Source organism: Paenibacillus sp. J22P165 (assembly GCF_059692015.1).
The window spans coordinates 25,162-49,189 of sequence record NZ_JCAUAP010000018.1 but is presented as its reverse complement, the minus strand read 5'-3'; the positions used below and the strand labels follow the sequence as shown (position 1 = coordinate 49,189).

Sequence of the window (24,028 nt, the reverse complement as noted above, 5' to 3'; positions counted from 1 at the left end):
AGGAGGGTTAAAAAATGAAGAAAACGATGAAATGGGCTGCGCTCCCTGTCGCAGTCAGCCTGATGCTTCTTACCGCTTGTGGTGCAAGCAGTGAAGGTGAGAAAAGCAGCTCTCCCACGCCGGCCTCGTCCACACAGCCAGCGACTGCGGGCCCCAAGCCTGAACTGAAAGCGCTTATGCGATTGGCTCCTAACTTCGCTAAAGATCCAATCGCCGCCATGCTGGAAGAGAAGACGGGGTATAAAGTCAATTACGAAGCCCTTCCGGTCGATAAGCCGGAGGACAAACTCAATCTTTTAATTGCTTCTTCGGAGCCTTATGATATCGTCTCGACAGCTGGGGACAGCAGCTCCAAAGCGATCTATGCCGATTATGCCAAAAAAGGCGCGTTGGTCGATCTTACTCCGCTGATTGAGAAGTACGGTAAAAACATCAAAGCATCGTTGTCCAAAGAGACACTGGAAATGGCTAAAGTTGACGGTAAAATCTATGCCATTCCGACGCGAACCCTCGAATCTGTCGGCACGAGTCTGCTGATCCGCAAGGATTGGTTGGATAAGCTGGGTCTGCAAGTCCCGACAACGCTTGACGAGCTGTTGGTTGTACTCAAAGCGTTCAAGGAGAAGGATCCAGGTGGTAACGGAGCTAAAAATATTCCGATGTCTATTAAGGGCGACAATCCATTGGTTGACAACCTTGTAGGTGCCTTCGGCATGGTTAACGATTGGAACGATGTGAGCGGTAAACTGATTCCCCGTGCTATGAATCCTGCGTTTAAGGAATATTTGACGTATATGACTGATCTTTATAAGCAAGGATTGCTGGATCAAGAGTTTGCGATTAACAAGGATGCAACGGTGAAGGAGAAGTTTACAAACGGAAAAGCGGGTGCGATCGTGTTGCATTGGGCTGACATCCCAACGATCGACGATGCACTGAAGAAAAACTTCCCGAATGCCACCTATGCCTACATTCCAGCATTAATTGGCAAGAACGGTCAGGCAGGTCTGGCACAATCATCGGGATTTGATAGGTTGACGTTTATTCCGAAAGCTTCTAAACATCCGGAAGATGCGATCAAATGGATGGACGCCAAGTTGGATCCGGCTACGTTCAAAAACATGGCCATCGGCGTAGAGGGCACGCACCATACACTGAAAGACGGAAATTATTACCCGATTTTGCCTATTTTCAATGACGAGCGAGGAACTGCCAGCAACTATTTGACTGGTATTGATGAAACCAAATATCCGATCTATTGGCAAGCTCGCGTCCGCAAGGATGATCGTCTCTACAAGGGCTGGGAGTTTCTGAACAAGTTGCAGAAGCCAGAAGTGTTCAAGCAGAACCCGCTTGGATTAGCTCCTTACTTCCCGAATTACTCCAAGGAAAATGCACAGCTTAACCAAATGGTCAACGATTATGCGGTCAAGATCATTGTTGGCGGCGAACAGTTGACAGGATTTGATGCCTTTACGGATAAATTCAAAAAAGCCGGTGGCCAAACGAGCTACGACGAAATTAATGCTTGGTACGTGACCACTCGTAAATAACACCACTAACAACTCGGCACAATTTGGGGTATTATGGGATGATACGTACTAAGCTATGATTACCCTAAGAGGAGCTCAATGGATGAATATTATTAAACAAGTGTCAACAACGCAAAAAGCTATAGCTTTTACATTTGATGATGGCCCTAATCCCGAGTATACACCTCAATTGTTAGATATTTTCGATGAGGTATCCGGCCGTGCTACATTTTTTATGATGGGAAAACAAATTGAACTGTATCCTGAGACCGCTCTTGATGTTCATGTCAGGAAACACGAGATAGGGAACCATACGTACTCTCATCCTTTTATGACCCAGATTAGTTCGGAGGCATGTGAGCAAGAACTTCTCGATACAGACAGATTAATTACACAGGTTACGGGATCCCGGCCCGTTGTCATGCGTCCTCCTTACTTGGATTACAACCTAGATGTTCACGCGATTACTGCCAAATTCGACTATCAAGTTATTGGAGCCCTGAACGGGGGAACAAGGGATTGGGAGATGCCCGGCGTCGAACATATTCTAGCGGTAACCCGAGAGCACATCGGATGCGGGAGCATCTTTATCTTCCATGATGGTTTTGAGGATCGCTCTCAAACGGTAGAGGCAGTTCGAATTTTGGCAAGGGAATTAACTGAACTCGGCTATCAACTTGTCACGGTGAGTGAGCTCCTGCAAATGGCAGAATCAGAATAAGGAACAACAAAAACGGAGCGCTGCATGTTGCAGGCTCCGTTTTCTATTTTAAAGCACGGAACCATTCTTCCTGCTGCGTTTCATTTTGTACATAGCTTCATCCGCGTTCTTCATTAATGTTGTAAGATCCGTCGCATCTCTAGGGTATAGATTGATTCCAGCACTAAAAGAAATCGGGATGGTAATCTCTTCATGTTGGAAGGGGGTCTCGTATAAAAGCGATAACCTCCTATTCACAGTCGTGTCTAATTCGCTGTTCTCATCTATGGATGAAATGACCCAAACGAACTCGTCTCCACCAATTCGTCCGATGAGATCACCGGGCCCAGAGCAGCTTTTTAAAATTTGTGCCATATGCTTCAGATAAAGATCACCCACGAAATGTCCGTGGAAATCGTTAATGGGTTTAAAACTATCCAAGTCGACTAATATGAGTGCAAAAAATTCATGACTTGCTATCTTGTGCAGTAATTGCTCCTGAAGGGCCGCGCGATTATATAAATTGGTCAGTGAATCATGGTGTGCAAAATATTTGTAGCGTTGCTCTGATTCCAATAATTTACGTTCTGTATCTTTCAACGAAGTAACGTCAGTAAGGTGCATCACATACAATTTCTCGTTGGTCTCCTCGATCAATTCAAGACCTATCATCATATCCAAATCACCTTTTTTCGGTGTAACTAACCTTGCCTCCCACTGAACTTCACTTTCCCGCTCAACCCACGCCAATCTGGCAGCTAGACTCAGTCCGTCACCGAACTGAAAATGGCTCAACATGTCAGAAGCAGGGATACCATCAAGCCATTGTTCCGCTTTTGGATTCATTTCTTTCATGGCTCCCTTTTGATCCAGAAGCAGAATAGCTGTAGGGGCTGATTTGAAAAGATTATGGAAGAGCTTGCGGTAATCCGGCATAATGTCATATTTACCAATCAAATGACGAAGTGCAACCCCCCAGAACAAATAACCGATAAAAAATAAGATCATGGCATTCCGCGAAGTGACGAACTTCGATTGCAAGAGAAGGGTGACTAAGACAAACCAGGCAAAAAGCATAAATAAACTGAGAAGCAAAGAACGAAGAATCTTCTTATGCTTTGAATCCCGGGCACGATACCAGGAGACTGTGAGAATCACAACGGAAATCAAGATATAGCCTGCAATAAAAGAGACGGTAATGAGTAGAAAAAGTGGGTCGAGGGGGCTTCGTCCATCCGTCACAGCAGCATTGTATAAGACCCTATGATCCTTAGTAATTAAAAATATAGCCCATAATGCGTACGGTGCTGCGTAAACGAGTGGTAACCATCGCTTCAAGGATGACACAGTGGCGCCGCCGATGAGTATGCTCAGGTGAACTAGGCAGCAGATGACCAATAGAATCATCGGGCTATTTCCGTAAAGGACGATCTGCATTTGATATTGCGGCAACAATGACGTTTTAATGTATTCCCCTAAGAAATATAACTGATAAGCAAACATGAGAACAGCAGCAATTCGGTTTAGCATGCTCTTCCTATTTCGATGTATTAAGGTAATGGCCATGTAGAAAAAGAAATAAGTAGGGAGCAGAATCGTTAAGAAATCCATAAATAGTTCATTCATCGTAGATATTCCTTGTCGTCATGGCATAGTGAAATCATTAATTTCCATTCTCACAGTAGCACGAATTTTACTGTTCGCGCAATAAAATCAAATAATTGTATCTTCTGAAAAAGAGTAGAAAACACAACGAATTAGCGTAGCGTTCGAATTGTGACTGAGCCTCTTTTGTAAGATGATTGCTATGTAAGAATACTAGCTACAAGGGAGCGATTAATTCATGCTAACACAAGAGCAGCTGCGACAATACGATGAAAAAGGCTTTATCATTTTAGAAAATTTATTCTCAGATGAAGAAATGGATGGCGTGCGCAGCATCATAGATCATTTTGATGAAGAGACGGAACGCCGTCTTAGTGAAGCTGGGCAAAGTTTTAATAACATTCCGAAACAGATCAATTTTACGTCTGGCTTAAATTTTAAGAGCCCAGAATTGCAGAAGTTTATAGCGGATGATCGTTTTGTAGATTTGACAACTTCTATTCTAGGGCCGGACAATCGTCTGTACTGGGACCAATCCGTATATAAACGCCCAGAGGCGAATCGTGATTTCCCATGGCATCAGGACAATGGTTATGCGCCGATAGAGCCTATGCATTATTTGACCTGTTGGCTTGCGCTTGAGGATGCTACACTAGAAAATGGTTGTATTTGGATTCAAGAGGGGTCTCATCATAAAGGCTTAGTTGAGCATGTGAAAACAGACATCGGTTGGTTGTGTTACTATGGGGATGTTCAGGGGACACCAGTACCCTTGAAAAAAGGAAGCATGGTCGCGTTCCATTCGTTATTGTTCCACCGCAGCACACCTAACCGAAGCCAAGGTACGCGCAAAGCTTACGTAATTCAATATTCGGCAGAAGGCTCGATAGATCCTAGGAATGGCGCTGAATACAAGAATGGACCGATTATCTCAAAAGACGGAAAAGCAGTCTATGAGCGCTTTCAATCCAAAGAGGAGTTGTAATCCTATGAAATATAGTATTTTTCCTTCTACTGGGGATTCAATCTCCAGACTTGGATTTGGAGCCATGGGTCTTGGCGGTGCTTTCGGTTCACATGATGAGAATGAGTTAATTCGTTCTGTGCTGCACAGTTTGGATAAAGGTGTGAACTTCATTGATACGGCACGTGCCTATGGGGCATCCGAAACGATTGTTGGCAAGGCACTAAAGCAATGGAAGGGGGACCGTCCCTTCATTGCTTCCAAGGTCCGTCCACATGGAGCGGGATCAACTTGGGGCATGCCTGCGCCGGTTGAGGTTTGCTTTCCGAAAGGATGTGTTACCCTCGATATTGATGAATCACTCCGATTGCTCGGTGTAGATACAATAGATTTGATGCAAATGCACCAATATTGGCCTGGCTGGGAGAAGACCGACTACTGGATGGAAGAACTGCTTCGGGCGAAAGAAGCGGGCAAGATTCGTGCAATTGGGATATCGATTAACGACCATCGCCATGATACAGCATTAACGCTAGTTCAGAGCGGGGCAATTGACTCCGTTCAAACGATTCTAAATGTTTTTGATCCGCTGGCGCTTGATTGCTTATTGCCATTGTGTGAACAGAACAGTGTTGCTTTTATCGCAAGATGTGTGCTGGATGAAGGTGGATTGACTGGTTTCTTAACAGAATCAACCCAATTTGCAGAGAATGACTTCCGGAAAACCTTCTTTGAAAATGTTCCGCGTTCACAATATATAGAAAAAGTGGATCGCCTAAGAGTATATTTAGATGAAGAAACACGCACCTTGGCTCAGCTGGCGATCAAGTTTGTTTTACACTCGCCTGCGGTAACTTCCGCTTTGGTATCTATGCATATTGCCGCTCATGCTGATGATAATATTCAGGTGCTTCAGACGAGCCTTCTATCGGAAGATGTATTTCATGCGCTGCGAACTAAGCATCGGTGGGTACGTAATTTTTACGATACAAAGTATTGGTAGGACAGGACTGAAGCTGTGATGACAATCGTTCATCGTGGATAGGATTTGATAAAACTAAGTAGGAGTGAGCTTGGTGAAGGAGCAAAAGGAACTGATGGACGAATACTGGCAAATTCGCTTATATCAGGTGGAGGAAGCCTCCTATCAAGCCATCGATTTAGAAAATCTAATGTATCCTTATTGGGTTGTCAGCTTTATCCTTGAAGGACAGGTCGAAGTGAAGGATGGGAGTAAGGCGCAAACAGCGAAGTCTGGACAGGTCATGCTACATGCGCCAGGGGTACCTTTTGCCGAGAAAGCTACGACACCAGGTACTCACCTTTGGTTGTTAATTGATGTGCAGAACAGTTATCAAGTTGATTTGTTCCGTTTATATCCCATAGCTGAAGTGATGACCATGATAGATTCTGACGCATACTCCGATATTTTTTATAAGCTGTTAACCTCTTGGCAAAAAAATAATACGCCTTTTCGTGAACTTGAGTTATCAGGTCTTGGCATGCAATTAGTTCATTTATTATTGAAGAGCTGGGATCAGAATGGCCGGGCTAATCGCAATATTCAGAGGGGCAGAAAGGACGAGCGTTTAGAAAAGGTCATCTCTTATATCAATACGTCTTTTCATGAGAAAATAACGAGAACAACATTAGCTCATCTTGTGCATTTAAATACGAGCTATTTAGATAAGATCTTCATTGAGCAATATCACATTAATCCGATGCAGATGCTACGTGATCTGCGATTAAAGAAAGCCAAGAGTTTGCTGGAATCCAGCAATGATAGTCTTGTTGAAATTGCTACGGCTTGTGGATTGGGGGATGCATCTTACCTTAGTCACCAATTCGCCAAGAGGTTTGGAGTTAATCCTGGTAAGTACAGGGAGCAAATTCGCCTGATGACCCAGTCTTATTATAATGGATAGACCTAGTCATCAGGCTTCTTGGAATTGTCCTTCACAATTTCACCCAGTAATCCTTGTAATCAAGTATATATTGCTCGATTTGCGTAGGTTGCTGGTTCGTGATTTGTGTATACGTATCGGTAATTCCTTTGGCAAGCCCTAGTTTGGTGGGAATGTGAATGCCAGTTACAACATTAATGTAAGCTGCATCCAGACCTTTTTCGATCATGTAGGAGCGGAAATGTTTTACGGAGGGGTTGGCATAGGTAATTTGACGACCCAAAATACGTGACATGATGTCTGCAACTTGGTAAAAATCCAAAGCACGGTTACCTGTTAAGACTGGCTTGTGGCCTTGAAAAGTATCTCTTTCAAGAAGTGATCGTGCTGCAATTTCAGCAATATCTCGGACATCAATGAAGCTGGTTTTCCCCTTTCCACATGGGACGAATAGGCGATCATTCCGCACTACTTCATCCAGCATAAAGAGGTTTAAATTTTGCATAAAATAGCCGGCTCTTAGAAAAGTAAAGGGTATCCCACTTTGTTTGATGTTTTTTTCGTTTTTATAGTGTGGAATGAAGGGTAAAAACTGCACATCTTTTACAGAAAGGTAGACAATGTGCTTGATGGCCATTTCTTTCGCAGTTTGGATGAAAAGATGAAAATCTTGAAGCGGAGTCTCTGGCGGGTACATGAGAAACACACTTTGTACGCCTTGTAATGCTTTTTCAAATGTTTCATGCTTCTGATAGTTTAATTCCACGTAGGCAATCTTCTCGCCATAGGTTATTCTAGCTTTCTCCGTATCTCGGACAGCGCATATCATATTCCCCTGCTTCTCCATTAATTTCTTTGCCACTTCTTGTCCTACATTACCGGTAAACCCAGTAACTAATATGTTATCCATGGAGAAAACCTCATTTACTTAAGTGATGGTTATTCAATGTCTATTATATACGTGCATTCCCATAACGGCATACATCTAAACATCAATCTCATACGCAGGAATACCTCCCTGAAGCAATAAAGAGGCTGTCCCGTAAGTAACCTTTGGAACACAGGAAGCAGAAAACTTTAAACTCTTGGGCATTCTTTATAGCTGCCACTACGTGTTTAGATGTATAAACTACAGCTAATTTGCTTGAAATTTGAAGACATGAGCAAATTGAAGGGAATTAACTACAGAAAATACAGTTAACCTTTCGAATTCTAGAAATCCTCTTCAAATAGATGGAGAATATCCAGTTAGATTGCGGGAAGCAAAGGAAGCAGGTTCATGACTCAAAGGTCATGAACGAAAAGAGGCTGTTCTCAAAAAGTCTAGATCGACTTTTGAGACAGCAACTTTCATTAACATTGCCAGAATCATAGGAATGAAGCTATAGCTTCCACTGCGAACTCTCGCTTACAGGCTCCTGCCCTTGTCGAGGGCGCAGCGTCACCCAGCGTGCCTGCTGAGATAGCAAGCGCTGCCACACCAGTTCCACCTCATGGAGCTGAATGCGAGGGAGTGTAGGCAAGCCCGTTACTTCGCCCTTCAGTGCTGCAGCTTTGCGTAGCAAGGTCTCAAGACAGGCGAGCATGATGCGTTCGCCTTCAGCGGGTGAAGCTTCGCCCGCGTCCTCCCCTGCAGCGAGCCTGCCGCCGGAACCGGGTATCTGCTCCAACTGGAGCAGGGACATGTCAACCAGCTCAGGTCGCAGGTACATGAGCTGGGAGATCTCATATTTACCGGCATGATCGCCGGTAAATTGACCCTGAACGAGCTCCGGGTCGGATACGACCCACACACGAACTGGCGAGATCGCCATAAAGAACTCAGCAGCGAGCCGCAAGTCTTCCTGGTTGCCGCCACTGTGCCCAGAGACAACAACAATGGCCTTGAAGCCTGCATTGACGAAAGAACGCAGCTGGTACAGGAAGAAATGCAGCACCACATGGGGCGGCATGCTGGTCATACGGGGATTCTCCTCCCCGACAACATCTTCCAGCCAGCGGGCATGGTAGCCGGTTTCATGGATGTGATAGGCTTGCGTAGGCGCGACAATTCCGCCAAATTCGCTTGCAGCCTTTTCACACAGCCACTCCGCTTTCATCGTATCAAGCCCGAACGCGCTGAATTGTCCATGCGGCTCGCAGATGCCGAGCGGCAAATAGACGATGGGACACGCATCAAGCCGCTGGTTGAATGCATAAGGAAAAAGTTCGGACCACCGCACATTGTCAGTCATCGGCTTACCAGAACTTCGTGTCATAGAAATTACGAACCCATCTGTGATACTTCTGAATTTCCTCGAAAATATGATCTGGCAGCGGTGCCTTGTCTAAAGCAGCGATATTTTGATTCGCATACTGTGGAATATGCATGGAGACAAGTGCGGAGGTAACCGCAGGGTGGTGGAGTACGAACTTGAGCGCCAGCTCAGCAAGATTGTCAGCATATTCAGGGATGAATTTGCGCAGGCGGTCCACCCGCTCGATATACATGGCACGAGGCACGTAGTCGAAGTACGTTTTACGGTAATCGCTGTCAGCGAAAGTCGTTTCTTCGGTAAGGAAGCCAGTCAAACCGCCTTCGTCCATGACACAGCGGGCCAAAAAGGCAACGTTATGCTCTTCGCAGAAAGGCAGCAAGCAGTCGAGTGGAAGCGGGTCGAAGATATTAAATACCGTCTGCACGGCATCAATAGCACCACTGCGTACGATCGAAAGTGCGATATCATGCCGCTGATCGGGTATGGAAATGCCTATATAACGGATTTTGCCTTCTTCTTTGAGGCGAAGTAATTCTTCCATCCAATAGTCGGCCCGATCCCATTGCGGCCAGTATTGATGCAGTTGGATAAGATCAATGACGTCAACTCCGAGCTCTTTGAGGGAAAGCTCTGTGCTTTCGCGCAGCCGCCCTTGCGGGTAAGCAGACTCGATAGGAATGTGCGTTCCCCAACCGACGGATCCAGGGCCTAGCGATTGCACTTTAGAAGCGAGGAAGGGTTTGCGGCCTTTCCACTCTTTCAGTGCCCTGCTGAGAATACGCTCCGAATCCCCGTAAGCACGCGCGGTGTCAATAAAGTTGACCCCTTGTTCGAGACAGTTCAGTACGCTCTTGATCAAATCATTTTCATCATGCGTGCCAAATGAACCGCCAAGCCCCATGGCACCAAAACCAAGCCGTGATACTTGATCCGTTTCGGATCGAAATGCGTTATACTTCATGCGATGTTCACTCCTTTGTAATTGAGATATCAAAAGTCCACTTTGTTTGCCCGAAAGCAGGAACAGACTTCACTTTGTTCATGACACTAGCGATATACACATCGTCCAAATACCCTGTGGCAGGCTCCAACGCAACCGTATAATCACCGTTAAAAGCGCCGTAGTTCGCCCAAACCGCCAAGTAAGGGATATCATCTGGGGAAAAGGAATAGCTTAGCGTTTCGCCCGACATCGGATCGAATATGCCTGTGCGTCCTTCGGTTAGATCGCCTTCAAACCAATATTTCTCGGCATGCTGGCCAAGGTTAGGTTCAATAATCGATAAATCCACAGAGGTGCCCTCGACGAATGGAAATGAAGAACGGCCGTAAGACTTCGGTGTTAACCGATTTTGATGTGAATATTGATATTGCACGGTGTCCAAATGAGGGGGAATGAGCAGTTGCATACCAGGACTTACTGCAAGCAAATTATGCGCACACCAAAGATAAGAGAAAGGATGCGGTGTGGGGTTATGTACTTCATAGGTCGTGTGTAGCTTGCCGCCGCTTATCGTGTATTTCTTAAAGAACTGGTACGGTACTTTCACTCCATGAACCCACATGCGAATGCTAAGCTCATCAAGCTCGTAAGACCAGGGGAGGGTCCATACTTCGCCATGATCGGGAAATAGGGTGCCGCGCCACGGCTCATCTGGACAGGGGCAGGAGAGAATGGTTGGAAACATTTCGTCCCACCCGCTGCGATCCCCTTCGTCCCACATCATGCCGTATGTCAATGGCTTCCACGGCACCTCGGTTTGAAAAGCCCACTCTTTGCCAGTGGATTTGCTCATGTAGGAAACAAGCTTGCCTCCACGACCAGGCACGATCTCTACACGGAGTTCAGAGGTTTCACCAACAACGCTGCGCATTCCTTTGTAAACGGATTCCCGCCAAGTGGCAAAGGCCATTTTAAGTCAACTCCTTCAGCAACGCTTTCAACTTTAGACCTGGCTCAGCGAGCCTGGCTGGATCTAGAACAGCATGCTTCAGAATGAGCATTTCGGCTAGCTTAATGTCTTTGGCAATTCCTGAACCGATGCCGCTTGCAGCCACCAAGTGATGCGAGCTATCCAAGTGGAAAAAGAACAAACGTCCATCCTCAGAATGGCTCTGTACGGTTATCGAACTGGCATCTGGCAGACCAACAACCTGCAGCGTCTGCTCATACTGATCCGACCAGAACCACGGAATCGCCTCGTACGGCTGATCCGCGCCGAGCATATTTCGCGCGGCATGGGCGCCGCCCTCTTGGGCATTGCGCCACGCTTCTAGCCGGATGCGTGTGCCGCCGTACACCCCATGCGGGAACGCGCAGCAGTCTCCCGCCGCAAAAATCGTTGGATCGCTCGTGGCGAGCCGATCATTTACATGGATACCGTTGCCCACGTCCAGTCCACATGCTGTGGCCAGACTTGTCTCCGGTATCGCCCCAATGCCTGCGATGATCGCGTCGCATCGCAGCACTGCGCCATCCGCGAGCGTAATCCGCTGCTCGCCCTCCACATCCTCGATGCGCGCGATGCCGACGCCGAGCTGGAAATTCACCCCCGCCTCTCGGTGCCGGGCTTCTACAGCTTGCGCGATGCCCAGAGGAACCCCGCGCATCAGAATGCGGTGACCGACCTCGAGGACGGTCACCTCACAGCCCCGTTCGCGAGCGCTAGCCGCGACCTCGAGGCCAATGAAACCGGCGCCGATGACGACGAGATGGCGTCCGGCCTCCAGCCTCTCGCGAAGCCGCTCAGCGTCCGCATATGTCCGAAGCACCATGACTCCGGTGGTGTCGGAGCCTTCGAGTGTGAGCTTGCGCGGACTTGCGCCTGTTGCAAGAAGCAGCTTCACATAGGCGATTTCCTGTCCATCTGCAAGCTGAACGGTTTGGCGATCGCGGTCTATCTGCACGGCTAACGCCTCTCGCACCCATGTAATCGCTAACTCATCCAGCATATGCTCATCTAACATATAAGTCGGTGCAGTATCGCTTCCTGAAGCCAATGCACCTTTGGATAGAGGCGGGCGCTCATAGGGGGCAAGTTTTTCCTGACCAATGAGGGTAATCGGGCCCTGCCAGCCTTCTTCGCGCAGCGTTCTAGCTGCGCTTGCGCCGGTTTCTCCAGCGCCGATAATCACCATGCCACCTGTACGCATAACGGCTTTCCCCCTAGTCAATTTTGATGTAAACCTTGCCGTCGTTCGTGACTTGGACAGGGTACGTAATTAAATGCTCGCACGCCGGCGTTTTCTTAGCCTGACCTGTTTTGTAGTTGAACCGACCGTTATGTTTGGGACACTCGATAATATCTCCCATGACAAGGCCATCGGCCAAATGCACCTTCTCATGCGTGCAAAAGCCAGCAGTTGCATAATAGTCGCTATCCTCCGAACGATAAATCGCAAAGGAGCGGCTGCCGGAATCAAAGCGAATCACATCCTCCTCGTCCACGGCGTCTGCCTCACATGCGTATGTCCATCCTTCTAGTTGCATTATTGTGCCCTCCCTAAGTTCTTTCCTTCTTCTCGTTCCTCACTTGTAGGCCCATATTTGTAAGGCTGTGCTGTTGCAGGAAGCACACGCTGAATCGTGTAACTTGGATCCTTGCCTTGTCGAATAAGGGCAACCGTTACTTCCTTTACTGCTTCCCACACAGTGCGGTTCGGTTGAGGGAAGTCCTGTTTTAGTTCCTCGTGCAGTTTCGGCAGCGAGTGATAGGGCACCATCGGAAACATATGATGCTCGATGTGATAGTTCATATTCCAGTAAAGGAATCGGAACACCGGATTCATATAGATCGTACGCGTGTTCAAGCGATGGTCTAGGACATCTTCGTGCAGACCAAGATGCTGAACCAATCCGAATGTGAGCATGAGAGAAGCTCCATAAAACGAAGGCAGAATGATGAACATCGCGGGTAAAATGCTGCCAGTATAGAGACAAAGCCCGATAACCGTCAAGAAAATGAGCACATACACACGCGACTCCCAGAATGTTTTGCGGAATTCCGATTCGGGTAAATAAGTACGCTGCTCCTTGTCTACAACACCAAAACAATGAAAGATCATGCGTTTGATATCTTTCGGCCCGCCGTATAAATGAAAGATCTCCATTAAAATAATGCGCCAAACGGGCGGACGCGGCTGAGCGATCTCAGGATCAAGACCGACAATGAACGTATCGGTGTGATGACGTGTGTGGCTCCAGCGCCAAGGCGTAGCGGGACGTAAAACCATGAACGAAGCGATCTGATAGATGACTTCATTCATCCACGACGTTTTGAACGCAGTACCATGTCCGCACTCGTGCCAGCGGGAATCACCGGGAGATGAGTACAAAATCCCGTAGACGAAAAAGGCAGGAAGGGCCCACCAGGTACCCCAGGTATGGAAAGCCAGCACACCGGTACCTATTAATAAAGCAAACCAAATGAGCGTATCGCGGATTGCCGGTCCGTTGCGACGCTGCATCAGCTCTTTGAGCCGTTTCCGTGAAATGGGGCTGGCATACCACTGAGCGGAGGCAAGTCCTTTTTCCAACGCTCGCAATCGTTCTGTACCTGTCAGACTATAATCCCTTTTATGGCTTGTAGCCTCGCTCATACTAATCTCCTCCAACATCGAAATGTCTACCGTAAAGGCTTACATTTCTCATTATAGAAGCTTTGTAAGGGACTGTATTTAGTTTAAATCCGCAAAGTGGTTGCCAAAATCGTGGTTATTCCGAAATAAATCGTGTACAATTCTTAGAAAAGGAGGGAGCTGCGGATGCCGAAGAAACCGCTCTATTATTTGAGTCCCAGTGATACGCTCAGCGAATTGAGTGATACGTATTTCCCACCCTATATTACATTAGCGCATACTTTCAACGCTCCAGCCGGATGGGGAATTTATAACCGCGTTCTCAAACAATTTCAGCTGCAATATGTATTAAACGGAAGCGCCAAATATACAATTGAAGGCAATCCTTATATGACGCGAAAAGGCGATCTAATTTTTCACAGGCCCGGTGAAAGGCACAGTGTGTCCACCATTCTCGGTGAACCGTATTTGTGTTTGTCGTTGGTTTTTCATTTCGGTCAAAGCGCATTCCCGTTAGATGACTTGGTGTCGACGACGAACTATTTGGGCAACTTTGCTAGTCATGAAATTGAGCGCAAGTTGACCTCCCTCGTAGTCCATTATCGACAGCCAGGACTCGTGCATCAATTGCATGCGCAGACGTTGCTGATGGAGATGTTGCTTACTTTCAACTCCTTAGCAGGAGAGCGAAGTGAACAAGAGGCAACCGTGGCGCAGCGGAACAATTTTACAAGGTTAGTGCTGGTCAAAAACTACATTATTGAACATTTTGCCGAAGAAGTGAAAATTAAAGATCTGGAAGCACTTTGCGGATTTAGCTGCGATTACTTAATCGTGCAGTTTAAGAAGACGTTTGGTATGACGCCTATTCAATACCAGATTCATCTCCGAGTGGAGAAAGCGAAGGAGCTGGCCGTTCATGAAGGGCTGACACCTAGCGAGGTTGCGCAACGTGTTGGCTATAGTGATATTCACACATTCGGGAAAATGTTTAAGAAAAAAACCGGTACAAGCTTGAGTCAATTTTGTGCTACCTTATTTACGGAGGATTTTGAGCCAGAAGCGTAATGCTGATTGTACACATTAGAGCATCCTCGTTCCCTCGAATATGTTTACCCACGCCATACGAGCCCTAGAGCTGAATCTAGGAGCTCGTTTTTTTACTATAAAATAGCTAGACGCATGTTATAAAATAACTTATTATAATGTTATAAACGAACTTTTAAGTGTTATTTTAAAACACGTGGAAAAGGGTGGTAGACATGTCCGTTCAACCAAGATTAAATCGCATGTTTAGTGAACAGGGGAAATGCTTTGATGTAGCTATCGATCATGGCTTCTTCAATGAGGTTCAGTTTCTAACCGGTATCGAAAATATGAAGGAAGCTGTTGAAACCATCGTTCATGCAGGTCCTGACTGTATTCAGCTTAGCATTGGGCAAGCCAACCATCTGCAAGCCATACCTGGCAGCCATAAACCAGGACTTGTCCTTCGTACAGATGTTGCCAATATTTATGGGCAGGTCCTTCCTACATTTCTTTTTAGCGAACTGATCGACAACGCGATTGAGCAAGCAGTCCGGATGGATGCGGTGGCTGTATGTGTGAATCTGTTGCAATTACCGAATCAACCCCAACTTCACTATCAATGTGTAAAAAATGTATCACAGCTCAAAACAGCATGTGAAAAGTATGGCATGCCGCTCATGGTGGAGCCTTTAGTTATGCTAGCTAATGAAGCGAAAGGCGGTTATATGGTCGATGGCGATATTAACAAGATTATGCCGCTCGTTAGGCAGGCAGTAGAACTTGGGGCAAATGTTATTAAAGCGGACCCTTGTGATCATGTGGAAGAGTATCATCGTGTTATTGGGATTGCTTCGGGTATTCCTGTTCTTGTCCGCGGTGGAGGGCGAGCAAGCGATGAAGAAATTATGAGCCGTACGGTAGAGCTCATGAAGCAAGGCGCATCGGGTATTGTGTATGGCCGCAATGTCATTCAACATCCGAACCCGGCTGGCATGACCAAAGCTTTAATGTCCATTGTTCATCATGGGGCGTCAGAAGAACAGGCACTTGCGTTATTGCGTCAATAACTTAACGTACCAGAAGGAGGTCATCTCATTTTGAATAGAGAAATTATTCGGTTTGGCGTTATTGGCTGCGGCTTAATGGGCAGGGAATTTGCAAGTGCGGCAGCAAGATGGTGCCATCTTACCGGGATCGACAGCGAACCGAGAATCGTAGCCGTCTGTGATGCTAACCCTGCAGCGACACAGTGGTTCCAAGACAACTTATCTAGTGTGGAAGCCACCTATACAGATTATAGGGAGATGCTTGCTAACCCTAATATAGACGCGATTTACTGTGCGGTTCCCCACAATCTGCATGCTCAAATCTATATCGATATTATTAAATCAGGGAAACATTTGCTAGGTGAAAAGCCATTCGGTATCGATCAGGCAGCCAATAAGTTGATTATGGAAGCCATTGAACGAAATCCGCATGTCATCGTCCGCTGCTCATCTGAATTTCCATTCTTCCCGGGTGTTCAACAAATGGTTCAGTGGGTTGGCGAGAATAAATTCGGAAAGATCATTGAAGTTGAGGCTGGATTCTGGCATTCAAGTGATTTGGATCCAACGAAACCAATTAATTGGAAAAGGCGTAACGCTACGAATGGCGAATATGGTTGTATGGGCGATCTAGGGATGCACGTTCTTCACTTGCCCCTACGTTTTGGCTGGAAACCGAATTCCGTAAGAGCGCTGCTTTCCCAAATAGTGTCGGAACGTCCTGATGGTAAGGGAGAGATGGTTCCCTGCGAAACGTGGGATAATGCCATTTTGGCCTGTGAGGTTGACACCGGTGATCAGCAATTTCCGATGGTCTTATCGACCAAGCGAATTGCCCCAGGACATGCCAATACATGGTTCATTCGAATCACGGGTACGAAATTCTCAGCGGAATTTACTACCAAGAATCCAAAGCAAGTCAATTCATTACCTTACAGCCCTGGCGGAGTACAGTCTTGGCATGTGACTGATGCTCCTTATAAATCGGCGTACGGCACCATTACTGGAGCTATCTTTGAGTTCGGCTTCTCGGATTCGATCTTGCAGATGTGGGCCGCGTTCTGTGATGAGTTAACAAACCGTAAGGAGATGGCGCAACCTTTTTATTGCGCTACGCCAGAAGAAGCGGCTTCCAGTCATCAGGTGTTTACAGCCGCGTTAGCATCCAATCGAACGGGTCAAACCATAGCGTTACATTGGGAGGAATAAATGTGAGCGGCAAAGCGGAAATCGTCGTGGCTGGGCATATTTGCTTGGATATTATTCCAACGATGGATGAGAAACAATCAAGCATAGCTGCGCTGCTATCACCTGGGAAGCTTGTGAATATCGGGCCTGCCGTAATTTCAACGGGAGGTGCAGTCTCAAATACCGGACTTGCGCTTCACCGTCTGGGAAGCAAGGTGAAACTAATGGGGAAGATAGGTGCGGACCCATTCGGTCATACCATTCTTACCCTGCTAAGGCAGCAAGAACCATCCTTAGTCGAGGGGATGATTGTTTCCCCTGAGGGAAATAGTTCCTATTCCATCGTCATCAGTCCACCGAATATGGATCGGATGTTTCTTCACTCGACGGGAGCTAATGATACGTATGCGGCTTCTGATTTGAAACTGGAACAATTGCAAGGAGCACAGCTGTTTCATTTTGGCTATCCACCTCTCATGAAGAGAATGTTCGAGAATGAGGGTACAGAACTTGTATCCTTATTAAAGAAAGTCAAAGAGAATGGATTGACGGTTTCGCTTGATTTGGCCAAACCTGATCCAGAATCAGATGCTGGCAGGGTTAATTGGCGAGCCATTCTGACGCAATCACTTCCGTTTGTCGATGTGTTTCTACCTAGTTTTGAGGAAATTGTGTATATGCTCGACCGAGATCGTTACGACTTTATGGAAAAAGCGAGTCCAGATGGCGACCTGTTGTCTTACCTAGATGGCGAATTATTAGCGCAATTATCCGCTGAACTCATCCAGATGGGTGTAGCGATTGTGGTCATTAAGCTAGGTGAGCACGGTGTATACGTACGAACAACTTCAGAAGAGAAGAGATTGGCACAGATGGGATTAAGTTCTCCCAAGCAAGCACGGCTCGATGATTGGTTAAACTGCGAAATGATATCCTCCTGTTATGAAGTCGATGTTGTAGGTACAACAGGAGCTGGCGATTGTACCATTGCAGGTTTCCTTTTCGGTCTGACAAGGGGATTAACCCTGATCGCGTCAATGCAGAGCGCTGTTGGCGTGGGTGCTTTTAATGTGGAACAGGCAGATGCGACCAGTGGCATACCGGAAATGGCAGTCGTAAAGGACCGAATGCACAAAGGATGGCAAAAGCGCGCGACGAAATTGAAGCTGGAGAATTGGTATTTGCATGAAGATCAGATATGGATAGGACCTCATCATAAGTCTCCGAAAGAGAGTGTGAGAAGCGAATGAAGCGAAGTGAGATTATTCAAGCTCAGCAGCGGGCTGAACATATATTGACATCATCCCATATTCAACTAACTCAGGAAGAGATTGCGCGCATTGAAGTTGCAGACTTTGGACTTGGACAGCTTGAGGTACAAGGGCTGGAGCTCATTACCTATATCAATACGAACCGTTATTGTGCCAAAGACTTAGTTCTTTTTCCACGACAAACTTGTCCCGAGCATCTTCATCCTCAGATCGCGAATGAACCGGGTAAAATGGAAACCTTTCGCTGCCGTGCAGGGGTCGTCTATTTATATGTAGAGGGAGAGCCTACGTCAGAGATATCGGCCATTGTACCTTCAGGCAGTGAGGATTCCTATACCGTCATGAACGAAATCGTCCTCCATCCTGGCGAGCAATATACAATTGAACCTGGGATTAAACATTGGTTTCAAGCTGGTGATGATGGGGCTATCATTTCCGAATTTTCAAGCACGAGTCGGGATGAGTTCGATATCTTTACAGATCTGCGCATACAACGGATGCCCAATATTCGTGAAGATGAGTAGGTGAATTCCTATGAACTTATATGGAAAAGCATGGTCGCGTCGAGACATAGAGGCGCGAGTGGGCAAGATGGATCAAATAGCGGGAATCAAACGCTTCGTTGCCGTTGAAGGTAAAGAAGCAGGTGTGGAACACATTCAGGTACGTACAGGTGCAGGCTTAAGTTATAACGTGATGCCATCCAAGGGTTTAGATATCTCTTTGGCCGAGTATCATGGTGTGCCGATTAGTTGGCAATCGCCGAATGGAAATGCTCATCCATCTTACTATGAGGCGGACGGGAATCAATGGCTTCGAACGGCATCTGGCGGGTTACTCATGACATGCGGACTCATGCAAGTGGGGGCTAGCTGCGAAGATCAGGGTGAGCATCTTGGACTTCATGGACGGTATCATCATACACCTGCAGAAGAAGTATGTGCGCGCAGCACTTGGCAGGAAGATGAGATGGAGCTGTGTATTTCAGGCACGATTAACGAAACCTCTATTTTCGGGGGAAATCTTCAATTAACAAGAGAAATTACCAGTCGCGTTGGTGAAAACACAATTGTGATTAAGGACGAAGTTCGTAACATGGGTTTTGAATCCTGCCCGCATATGATTTTGTACCATGTCAACTTTGGTTTTCCGTTACTTATGGAAGAGACACGCATTCAATTTTATAGTGATCAGGTGAGTCCGCGCGATCAAGTTACTTCGATCCATGCCTTCAGTGAGTGGCAGGCACCTGACCCAGCTTATCAAGAACGTGTGTATTATCATGACTCTCGCAATAAACCATGGGTTCAAATTAGTAATCCTTGTTTTCCTCTTCATGGTGGGTCAACCCAGGTTCAAGCGAGCCTTCACTGGTCTTCGCAAACACTGCCACACCTCGTCCAATGGAAAATGCCTGGTGCAGGGACGCATGTGCTTGGTATCGAGCCTGCCAATTGTCATGTAGGAGGTCGCAAAGAAGAACGTGAGCGGGGAACTTTGGTTGTTCTGGAGCCAGGCGAAACGGTTAAATATGAAATCAGGTTGAACCTCAGTTAAATGATTGGGATAATAAGGTGAAAAGAAACATCAACGGGGGTTCTCCATGATAACAAATCAAATAAATGGTCGGCAGCAACAAATCCTGGATCGGATGGCACTCGATGGAGAGATTCGAATTGCGGAATTGAAAGAGATGTTTGATGTTACGGAAATGACGATACGTCGTGATATAGAGAAGCTTGAGACGATGGGATTGCTAAGACGAACATTTGGCGGTGCTATCCTCATGGGCAAAGATATTGCCTTGCAGGATCGTACAGGTGTCATGATGGAAGAAAAAATGAAAATGGGCCTCCGCGCTGCACAGCTCATTCAAGAAGGTGAATCCATCTTTCTGGATGGGGGTTCAACTACACTTCAAGTTGCCAGATATTTAATACCGAATATGCCAATTACTGTGGTTACCAATGCACTTAATATTGCTGCGGAGCTGCAAGGCAAGCAGATTCCTACTATTGTCGTGGGAGGCATGCTGCTGGATAAAACATCGACACTCGTAGGTCCTGTCGCTTCCGTCGCTATTGCCAAAATGGCTTTTGACCGCGTATTTATTGGTACTACCGGGTTCACTATCAAACATGGATTCAGCAATTCGAATATGCATGAAGCCGAAATCAAAAGGCTTGTTATTGAACAAGCGTCTGAAGTGAATATGATGATGGATCATACGAAGTATGGCGTTCGGGATCTATTTTCATTTGCTGAGATCGGTGCCGTTCATCGCATTATTTCGGACAAATATCCGGAAGGTGAACTTCATGAGGCCTTGATGGAAAGCGGAGTTCAAATGCTTGTTTGTTCTTAGCATGTAGCAAGATTTAATGGCTATTACTCAAAAGACGTTGGGTTACCGAAGGGTAGCCTTACGTCTTTTGTACTTTCCAATTATTATTTTTAGATAAATGCTTAAAATTGTTGAGAAATCTATCATTATGAATTAACATACAGGAAGTGTTCGGAAAAAAGGGGAGTAACGGTGAAGCCCTTCTCATGAAGGGCTTTTGTTGTGATGTAAATGCGCAAGAAGACAACTCGTTGTTTCATTTTTTGGTACCATAGTTTTTCTGGTAAAACTATTTCACTTCTTAGGAGTTGTCTAACGAATTATGATAAAAAAAGAAATCGCACATATTCGCAAGCATTTTAAATTGGATAACGAAATGCTTAAAATTCACGAAATTTTAAACGTGTATATTATGAAGGAAACTAACGAGATCTACCATTATGAGCGCCAATCTTTCGCCTTTGTGGACAGGGAGAAGCAGGAGCTGTATATGCTCAATTTTAAAAAACTGCTGACCGGCGAATTAGATCAGAAAATGTATGAGTTAAGGTTTCAAGAGGAAGCGGAGCAGCCAACACAGGTGCTTCTCCATCAAGGTTTGGTGACCGGTAATCCGGAAGAATGGCAAGATCTAATGCTTCTGTTAGTAGAAAAAATGTTGGTGGATACCCAATACGAGCAGGATACCGTGATCACTTTCGTTCGTGGACAATATTCACGGCCGACCAAGAGTAGGAATGAAGATGCCATGGAAAGCGAAAAGAACGAAATGTTCGCGAATCTATTCATTCTGTGCAGCGTGAATTCGACGGAACAACAAAAGAAAACGCTCATGTTCGACTATGTGGAGCGGGAATATAAGTATAATGTCTTCGTAGATCCGATTATCAAATTGAACACGCCGGAGCAAGGTTTTTTCTACCCTAGCGTGACGGACAACTATTCCGACGTGAATCGCATTCTGTATTGCTCCGGGAGAGCGCATGAACCGAATTGGCAATTCATCGAACAAGTTTTAAATGCTGAGAAAACCGTGACGGCCTTAGAAGAAAGAGCCATTTTTGAAGACATCGTGAATGAATTGGCAGGGGATCAGCTTGATGCCGCTACGATTGCTCATGTGTACGAGGAAATTCATCGGGTCATCGAATCCAACGAGGAGGAAGAGCCTCCAAAGCTGGATTATAAAGATGTGGAACGCATGCTGTCGGCGAGTGGCGTGGAGAATGTGACGACAGAAAAGGTGGAACGAGCATTCCAAAACGTTGTCGACGACAAAAACTATGAAATCAAAGCGAGCAGCGTCCTTCCTAAGTTTACATCGAAATCAATTAAGATTGATACGAAGGTAGCCACGATTACGGTTAGTCCGCAAGATTTAAAGTACGTGAAACAGGTGAATTATCAGGGGAAACGATGTATCTTAATTGAAATTGATGAAGATGTCGTGATTGAAGGATTTACGCTGAATACGGAGACGTTGTAGAGTAGGGAACTAGCATAGTTAGCATACACCAGAGCGCCGCGGCTGTTACGAACACCATTTTCATGAGATTAAAAATTAGCTTAGCGTTAACACCAACTTGCCCCAAAAAGGAGGCGACCTGAGTGAAATTTAGTATCATTGACGGTAATAATAGTGGAAAAGCATTATGTGAGATTGGCTGGAATTGGCGTACTGCGCCGCTGGAAGATTATGACCTGTGGTGTGCTTTAGCAGGCAAGGGTACAATGCGTATCAATGGGATTGCATACCCTATTCAAAAAGGTGCCTGTTTTCTTGTGCATCCCGGCGACCTACCCGAAGCTGATCAAGACCCCGAGAATAGACTGACGGTCGTTTTTATCCATTTTACAGTAGAGCAGGAACCTACCCCATACACAGATGAATTGCTTCCTGAGCGAGTCGTTTATCTAGAGGAAGTTTACGAGCTTGAGCAACTGTTAGATCAGGTACTGGAAACGAAGTTCAAAAAGGATGAATGGACTGCTCAGGAGTTTGACTGTTTAATAAAACAAATTTTAATGAAATTATACCGGACTCGAAAGCAGTCTCAAGAGATACAGGCTTCCTCGGTTTCCAAGAAACAACGTCAAGTTGTATCACAGGTTATGCGGCGCATTCAAGAGGACAATGGGCGGAGTAGGCCATATGAAGAGCTTGCACAACTAGTAGGATTAACACCCGGGTATTTATCTAAAATATTCAAACAGTATTCGGGGATATCGGTGAAAGAATATATCACGCATATTCGACTGCAACGGGCCAAATATCTACTCTCGCAAACGTCAATGAATGTGTCTCAAGTGTCTGAAACCCTAGGCTATTCCTCGATCTTTTTGTTTAGCAAACAGTTTAAGCAGCATTATGGTCTTCCGCCTTCGAACTTCAAGTTTGATGGTGTTCAACCTAGATCACATGGAGACAAGAAGAAATTGTAATTGTTAAGAAAAGACGTTTAAGTACAAAGAATCACAGACTTGTGCCATGTTCATTCGATTCCCTTATAAGCTACAATAAAGCTAGATAGAATGACATTTTATCCAAGCTTGAAGAGGGGGCAGCACGCATGTCAACGAATGAACAGAAGACACTTTATGCTTATGATAATGAGGAAGAACGTCAGTTGGCTCAGACGATTGCAAATACGATGTATCGTTATGATCAAGTCGAAGACAATCGTATTTCAACCTTGCGTGATTTGACTGAGGAGCATGTGAGGCAATTTTGGGCACGCGGATATCTTGTCGTGGAACAAGCCTTATCCATGGAGGAAGTAAACACCTCTCTGGCCGCAGTCATGGATATTCTCTCAGGTGTCTCGACCGGCACGAAGATCCAGTTCGTCAAGCCGCGCAATGAGTTGAAAACACTAGAAGAGATCGAGCTAGCCGCTCGTAAGCTCAGTGATTATATTGATCATGAACCGCGATTACGCGACATCGCCTATCACCCAGCGATCATGGAAGCGTTGAGTAAGCTGTTTGGCGAAAATGCCAAGGTTGCTCAGGATCAAGCCATTCTCAAGCCGCCAACAGGTGGTGCGGAGAAGCCGTGGCATCAAGACATGGCTTATGGCCCGCTTGCCTATGACAAAGCTGTGATTGGCTTATGGACTGCGCTTGATCCCGCTGAATTAGACAATGGTTGCATGCATATCATTCCTTACTCACATCGGGAGGGCGGTGCACCACACTATGCTGTCCGTGATTGGCAGCTTTGTGATAGTTCGGTGCAAGTTGAACATGATATGGCTGTTCCGCTGCAACCAGGAGGAGTCTTGATCTTTCACGGACTGCTTCACCACGGAACGCCGCCGAATTTCTCTGCGAAGCGCCGCCGCGCCTTGCAAGTTCACTATGCGCCTGAATCCGCAAGCAAGCTTACCCCGAAGGAATATAAACGTATGTTCACCAATGAAATGACAGGCGCGGAGTGTTAGGATTCAAACAACAAATAACCCATCGAACTCTTGCAAGAGTTCGATGGGTTATTTGTTGTTATTTTCGTCATCTTCACGGATTACAGCTATATAACTGTAATTTGTGGAGTTGAAGCATGGCCAATTTAAGCAATTAAGCCGTTTTCTAATTCGATTTATTCAGTTT

General features: G+C 46.1%; 23 protein-coding genes. 15 read left to right on the top strand and 8 right to left on the bottom strand.

What is annotated here, in order from left to right; translation table 11 throughout:
* Window positions 1–14: 14 nt before the first annotated feature.
* Together AC58QM_RS31650 and AC58QM_RS31645 are read left to right on the top strand one after the other, a co-directional pair.
* Window positions 15–1,553, top strand: a complete 1,539-nt coding sequence (locus tag AC58QM_RS31650) for an extracellular solute-binding protein (RefSeq protein WP_497288735.1) — start codon at window positions 15–17, stop codon at window positions 1,551–1,553.
* A gap of 82 nt (window positions 1,554–1,635) precedes the next feature.
* Window positions 1,636–2,253: a polysaccharide deacetylase family protein gene (locus AC58QM_RS31645; RefSeq protein ID WP_497288734.1), complete on the top strand. Its 618-nt coding sequence runs from the start codon at window positions 1,636–1,638 to the stop codon at window positions 2,251–2,253.
* Window positions 2,254–2,301: 48 nt separating this feature from the next.
* Here AC58QM_RS31645 and AC58QM_RS31640 read toward each other — a convergent pair whose 3' ends face one another.
* Window positions 2,302–3,858: a diguanylate cyclase domain-containing protein gene (locus AC58QM_RS31640; RefSeq protein ID WP_497288733.1), complete on the bottom strand. Its 1,557-nt coding sequence runs from the start codon at window positions 3,856–3,858 to the stop codon at window positions 2,302–2,304.
* Between the two features lie 217 nt (window positions 3,859–4,075).
* Between AC58QM_RS31640 and AC58QM_RS31635 the strand changes: the two genes are divergently transcribed.
* The 3 genes from AC58QM_RS31635 (at window position 4,076) to AC58QM_RS31625 (ending at window position 6,726) form a co-directional block, all read left to right on the top strand.
* Window positions 4,076–4,822: a phytanoyl-CoA dioxygenase family protein gene (locus tag AC58QM_RS31635; protein ID WP_497288732.1), complete on the top strand. Its 747-nt coding sequence runs from the start codon at window positions 4,076–4,078 to the stop codon at window positions 4,820–4,822.
* A 4-nt stretch (window positions 4,823–4,826) separates the two neighbouring features.
* Complete coding sequence (locus tag AC58QM_RS31630; protein WP_497288731.1) at window positions 4,827–5,804, top strand: aldo/keto reductase; 978 nt, start codon at window positions 4,827–4,829, stop codon at window positions 5,802–5,804.
* A gap of 73 nt (window positions 5,805–5,877) precedes the next feature.
* Window positions 5,878–6,726, top strand: a complete 849-nt coding sequence (locus AC58QM_RS31625; protein ID WP_497288730.1) for a helix-turn-helix domain-containing protein — start codon at window positions 5,878–5,880, stop codon at window positions 6,724–6,726.
* A gap of 31 nt (window positions 6,727–6,757) precedes the next feature.
* Here the strand turns inward: AC58QM_RS31625 and AC58QM_RS31620 are convergent, their stop codons facing one another.
* From AC58QM_RS31620 to AC58QM_RS31590, 7 genes are all read right to left on the bottom strand, one after another.
* A complete protein-coding gene (locus tag AC58QM_RS31620; protein ID WP_497288729.1) occupies window positions 6,758–7,615 on the bottom strand; it encodes an SDR family oxidoreductase in 858 nt (285 codons plus the stop codon).
* A 472-nt stretch (window positions 7,616–8,087) separates the two neighbouring features.
* Entirely contained in the window at window positions 8,088–8,939 is an 852-nt protein-coding gene (locus tag AC58QM_RS31615; protein ID WP_497288728.1) for a creatininase family protein, read from the bottom strand.
* 4 nt (window positions 8,940–8,943) lie between these two features.
* On the bottom strand, window positions 8,944–9,924 hold the full coding sequence (locus AC58QM_RS31610; RefSeq protein WP_497288727.1) for an aldo/keto reductase: 981 nt from the start codon (window positions 9,922–9,924) through the stop codon (window positions 8,944–8,946).
* Between the two features lie 7 nt (window positions 9,925–9,931).
* Window positions 9,932–10,876 carry an aldose epimerase family protein gene (locus tag AC58QM_RS31605; protein ID WP_497288726.1) on the bottom strand — a complete coding sequence of 315 codons (945 nt, stop codon included), beginning with the start codon at window positions 10,874–10,876 and terminating at the stop codon, window positions 9,932–9,934.
* A 1-nt stretch (window position 10,877) separates the two neighbouring features.
* Window positions 10,878–12,101, bottom strand: a complete 1,224-nt coding sequence (locus tag AC58QM_RS31600; RefSeq protein ID WP_497288779.1) for an NAD(P)/FAD-dependent oxidoreductase — start codon at window positions 12,099–12,101, stop codon at window positions 10,878–10,880.
* A 28-nt stretch (window positions 12,102–12,129) separates the two neighbouring features.
* Window positions 12,130–12,453 carry a MocE family 2Fe-2S type ferredoxin gene (locus AC58QM_RS31595; RefSeq protein ID WP_497288725.1) on the bottom strand — a complete coding sequence of 108 codons (324 nt, stop codon included), beginning with the start codon at window positions 12,451–12,453 and terminating at the stop codon, window positions 12,130–12,132.
* The gene (locus AC58QM_RS31590) at window positions 12,453–13,562 is read right to left on the bottom strand and encodes a fatty acid desaturase family protein (RefSeq protein WP_497288724.1); all 1,110 of its coding nucleotides are present in this window, start codon (window positions 13,560–13,562) and stop codon (window positions 12,453–12,455) included. Before AC58QM_RS31590 ends, AC58QM_RS31595 begins: the two co-directional genes overlap by 1 nt.
* A gap of 165 nt (window positions 13,563–13,727) precedes the next feature.
* Between AC58QM_RS31590 and AC58QM_RS31585 the strand changes: the two genes are divergently transcribed.
* The 10 genes from AC58QM_RS31585 (at window position 13,728) to AC58QM_RS31540 (ending at window position 23,862) form a co-directional block, all read left to right on the top strand.
* Entirely contained in the window at window positions 13,728–14,609 is an 882-nt protein-coding gene (locus AC58QM_RS31585; protein ID WP_497288723.1) for an AraC family transcriptional regulator, read from the top strand.
* Window positions 14,610–14,803: 194 nt separating this feature from the next.
* Window positions 14,804–15,637, top strand: a complete 834-nt coding sequence (locus tag AC58QM_RS31580; RefSeq protein ID WP_497288722.1) for a class I fructose-bisphosphate aldolase — start codon at window positions 14,804–14,806, stop codon at window positions 15,635–15,637.
* Window positions 15,638–15,667: 30 nt separating this feature from the next.
* Window positions 15,668–16,825 carry a Gfo/Idh/MocA family protein gene (locus tag AC58QM_RS31575; protein WP_497288721.1) on the top strand — a complete coding sequence of 386 codons (1,158 nt, stop codon included), beginning with the start codon at window positions 15,668–15,670 and terminating at the stop codon, window positions 16,823–16,825.
* A 2-nt stretch (window positions 16,826–16,827) separates the two neighbouring features.
* Window positions 16,828–18,054 carry a carbohydrate kinase family protein gene (locus AC58QM_RS31570; protein WP_497288720.1) on the top strand — a complete coding sequence of 409 codons (1,227 nt, stop codon included), beginning with the start codon at window positions 16,828–16,830 and terminating at the stop codon, window positions 18,052–18,054.
* The gene (locus tag AC58QM_RS31565) at window positions 18,051–18,599 is read left to right on the top strand and encodes a D-lyxose/D-mannose family sugar isomerase (protein WP_497288719.1); all 549 of its coding nucleotides are present in this window, start codon (window positions 18,051–18,053) and stop codon (window positions 18,597–18,599) included. The genes AC58QM_RS31570 and AC58QM_RS31565 overlap by 4 nt, the downstream gene beginning before the upstream one ends.
* A gap of 10 nt (window positions 18,600–18,609) precedes the next feature.
* Window positions 18,610–19,632, top strand: coding sequence for an aldose 1-epimerase family protein (locus AC58QM_RS31560; RefSeq protein WP_497288718.1), 1,023 nt, complete (start codon window positions 18,610–18,612; stop codon window positions 19,630–19,632).
* Window positions 19,633–19,678: 46 nt separating this feature from the next.
* A complete protein-coding gene (locus tag AC58QM_RS31555) occupies window positions 19,679–20,440 on the top strand; it encodes a DeoR/GlpR family DNA-binding transcription regulator (RefSeq protein WP_497288717.1) in 762 nt (253 codons plus the stop codon).
* A gap of 301 nt (window positions 20,441–20,741) precedes the next feature.
* A complete protein-coding gene (locus AC58QM_RS31550; protein WP_497288716.1) occupies window positions 20,742–21,905 on the top strand; it encodes a DUF4317 domain-containing protein in 1,164 nt (387 codons plus the stop codon).
* A 122-nt stretch (window positions 21,906–22,027) separates the two neighbouring features.
* The gene (locus tag AC58QM_RS31545) at window positions 22,028–22,861 is read left to right on the top strand and encodes a helix-turn-helix domain-containing protein (protein WP_497288715.1); all 834 of its coding nucleotides are present in this window, start codon (window positions 22,028–22,030) and stop codon (window positions 22,859–22,861) included.
* Between the two features lie 128 nt (window positions 22,862–22,989).
* Window positions 22,990–23,862 carry a phytanoyl-CoA dioxygenase family protein gene (locus AC58QM_RS31540; RefSeq protein ID WP_497288714.1) on the top strand — a complete coding sequence of 291 codons (873 nt, stop codon included), beginning with the start codon at window positions 22,990–22,992 and terminating at the stop codon, window positions 23,860–23,862.
* Window positions 23,863–24,028 lie beyond the last annotated feature (166 nt).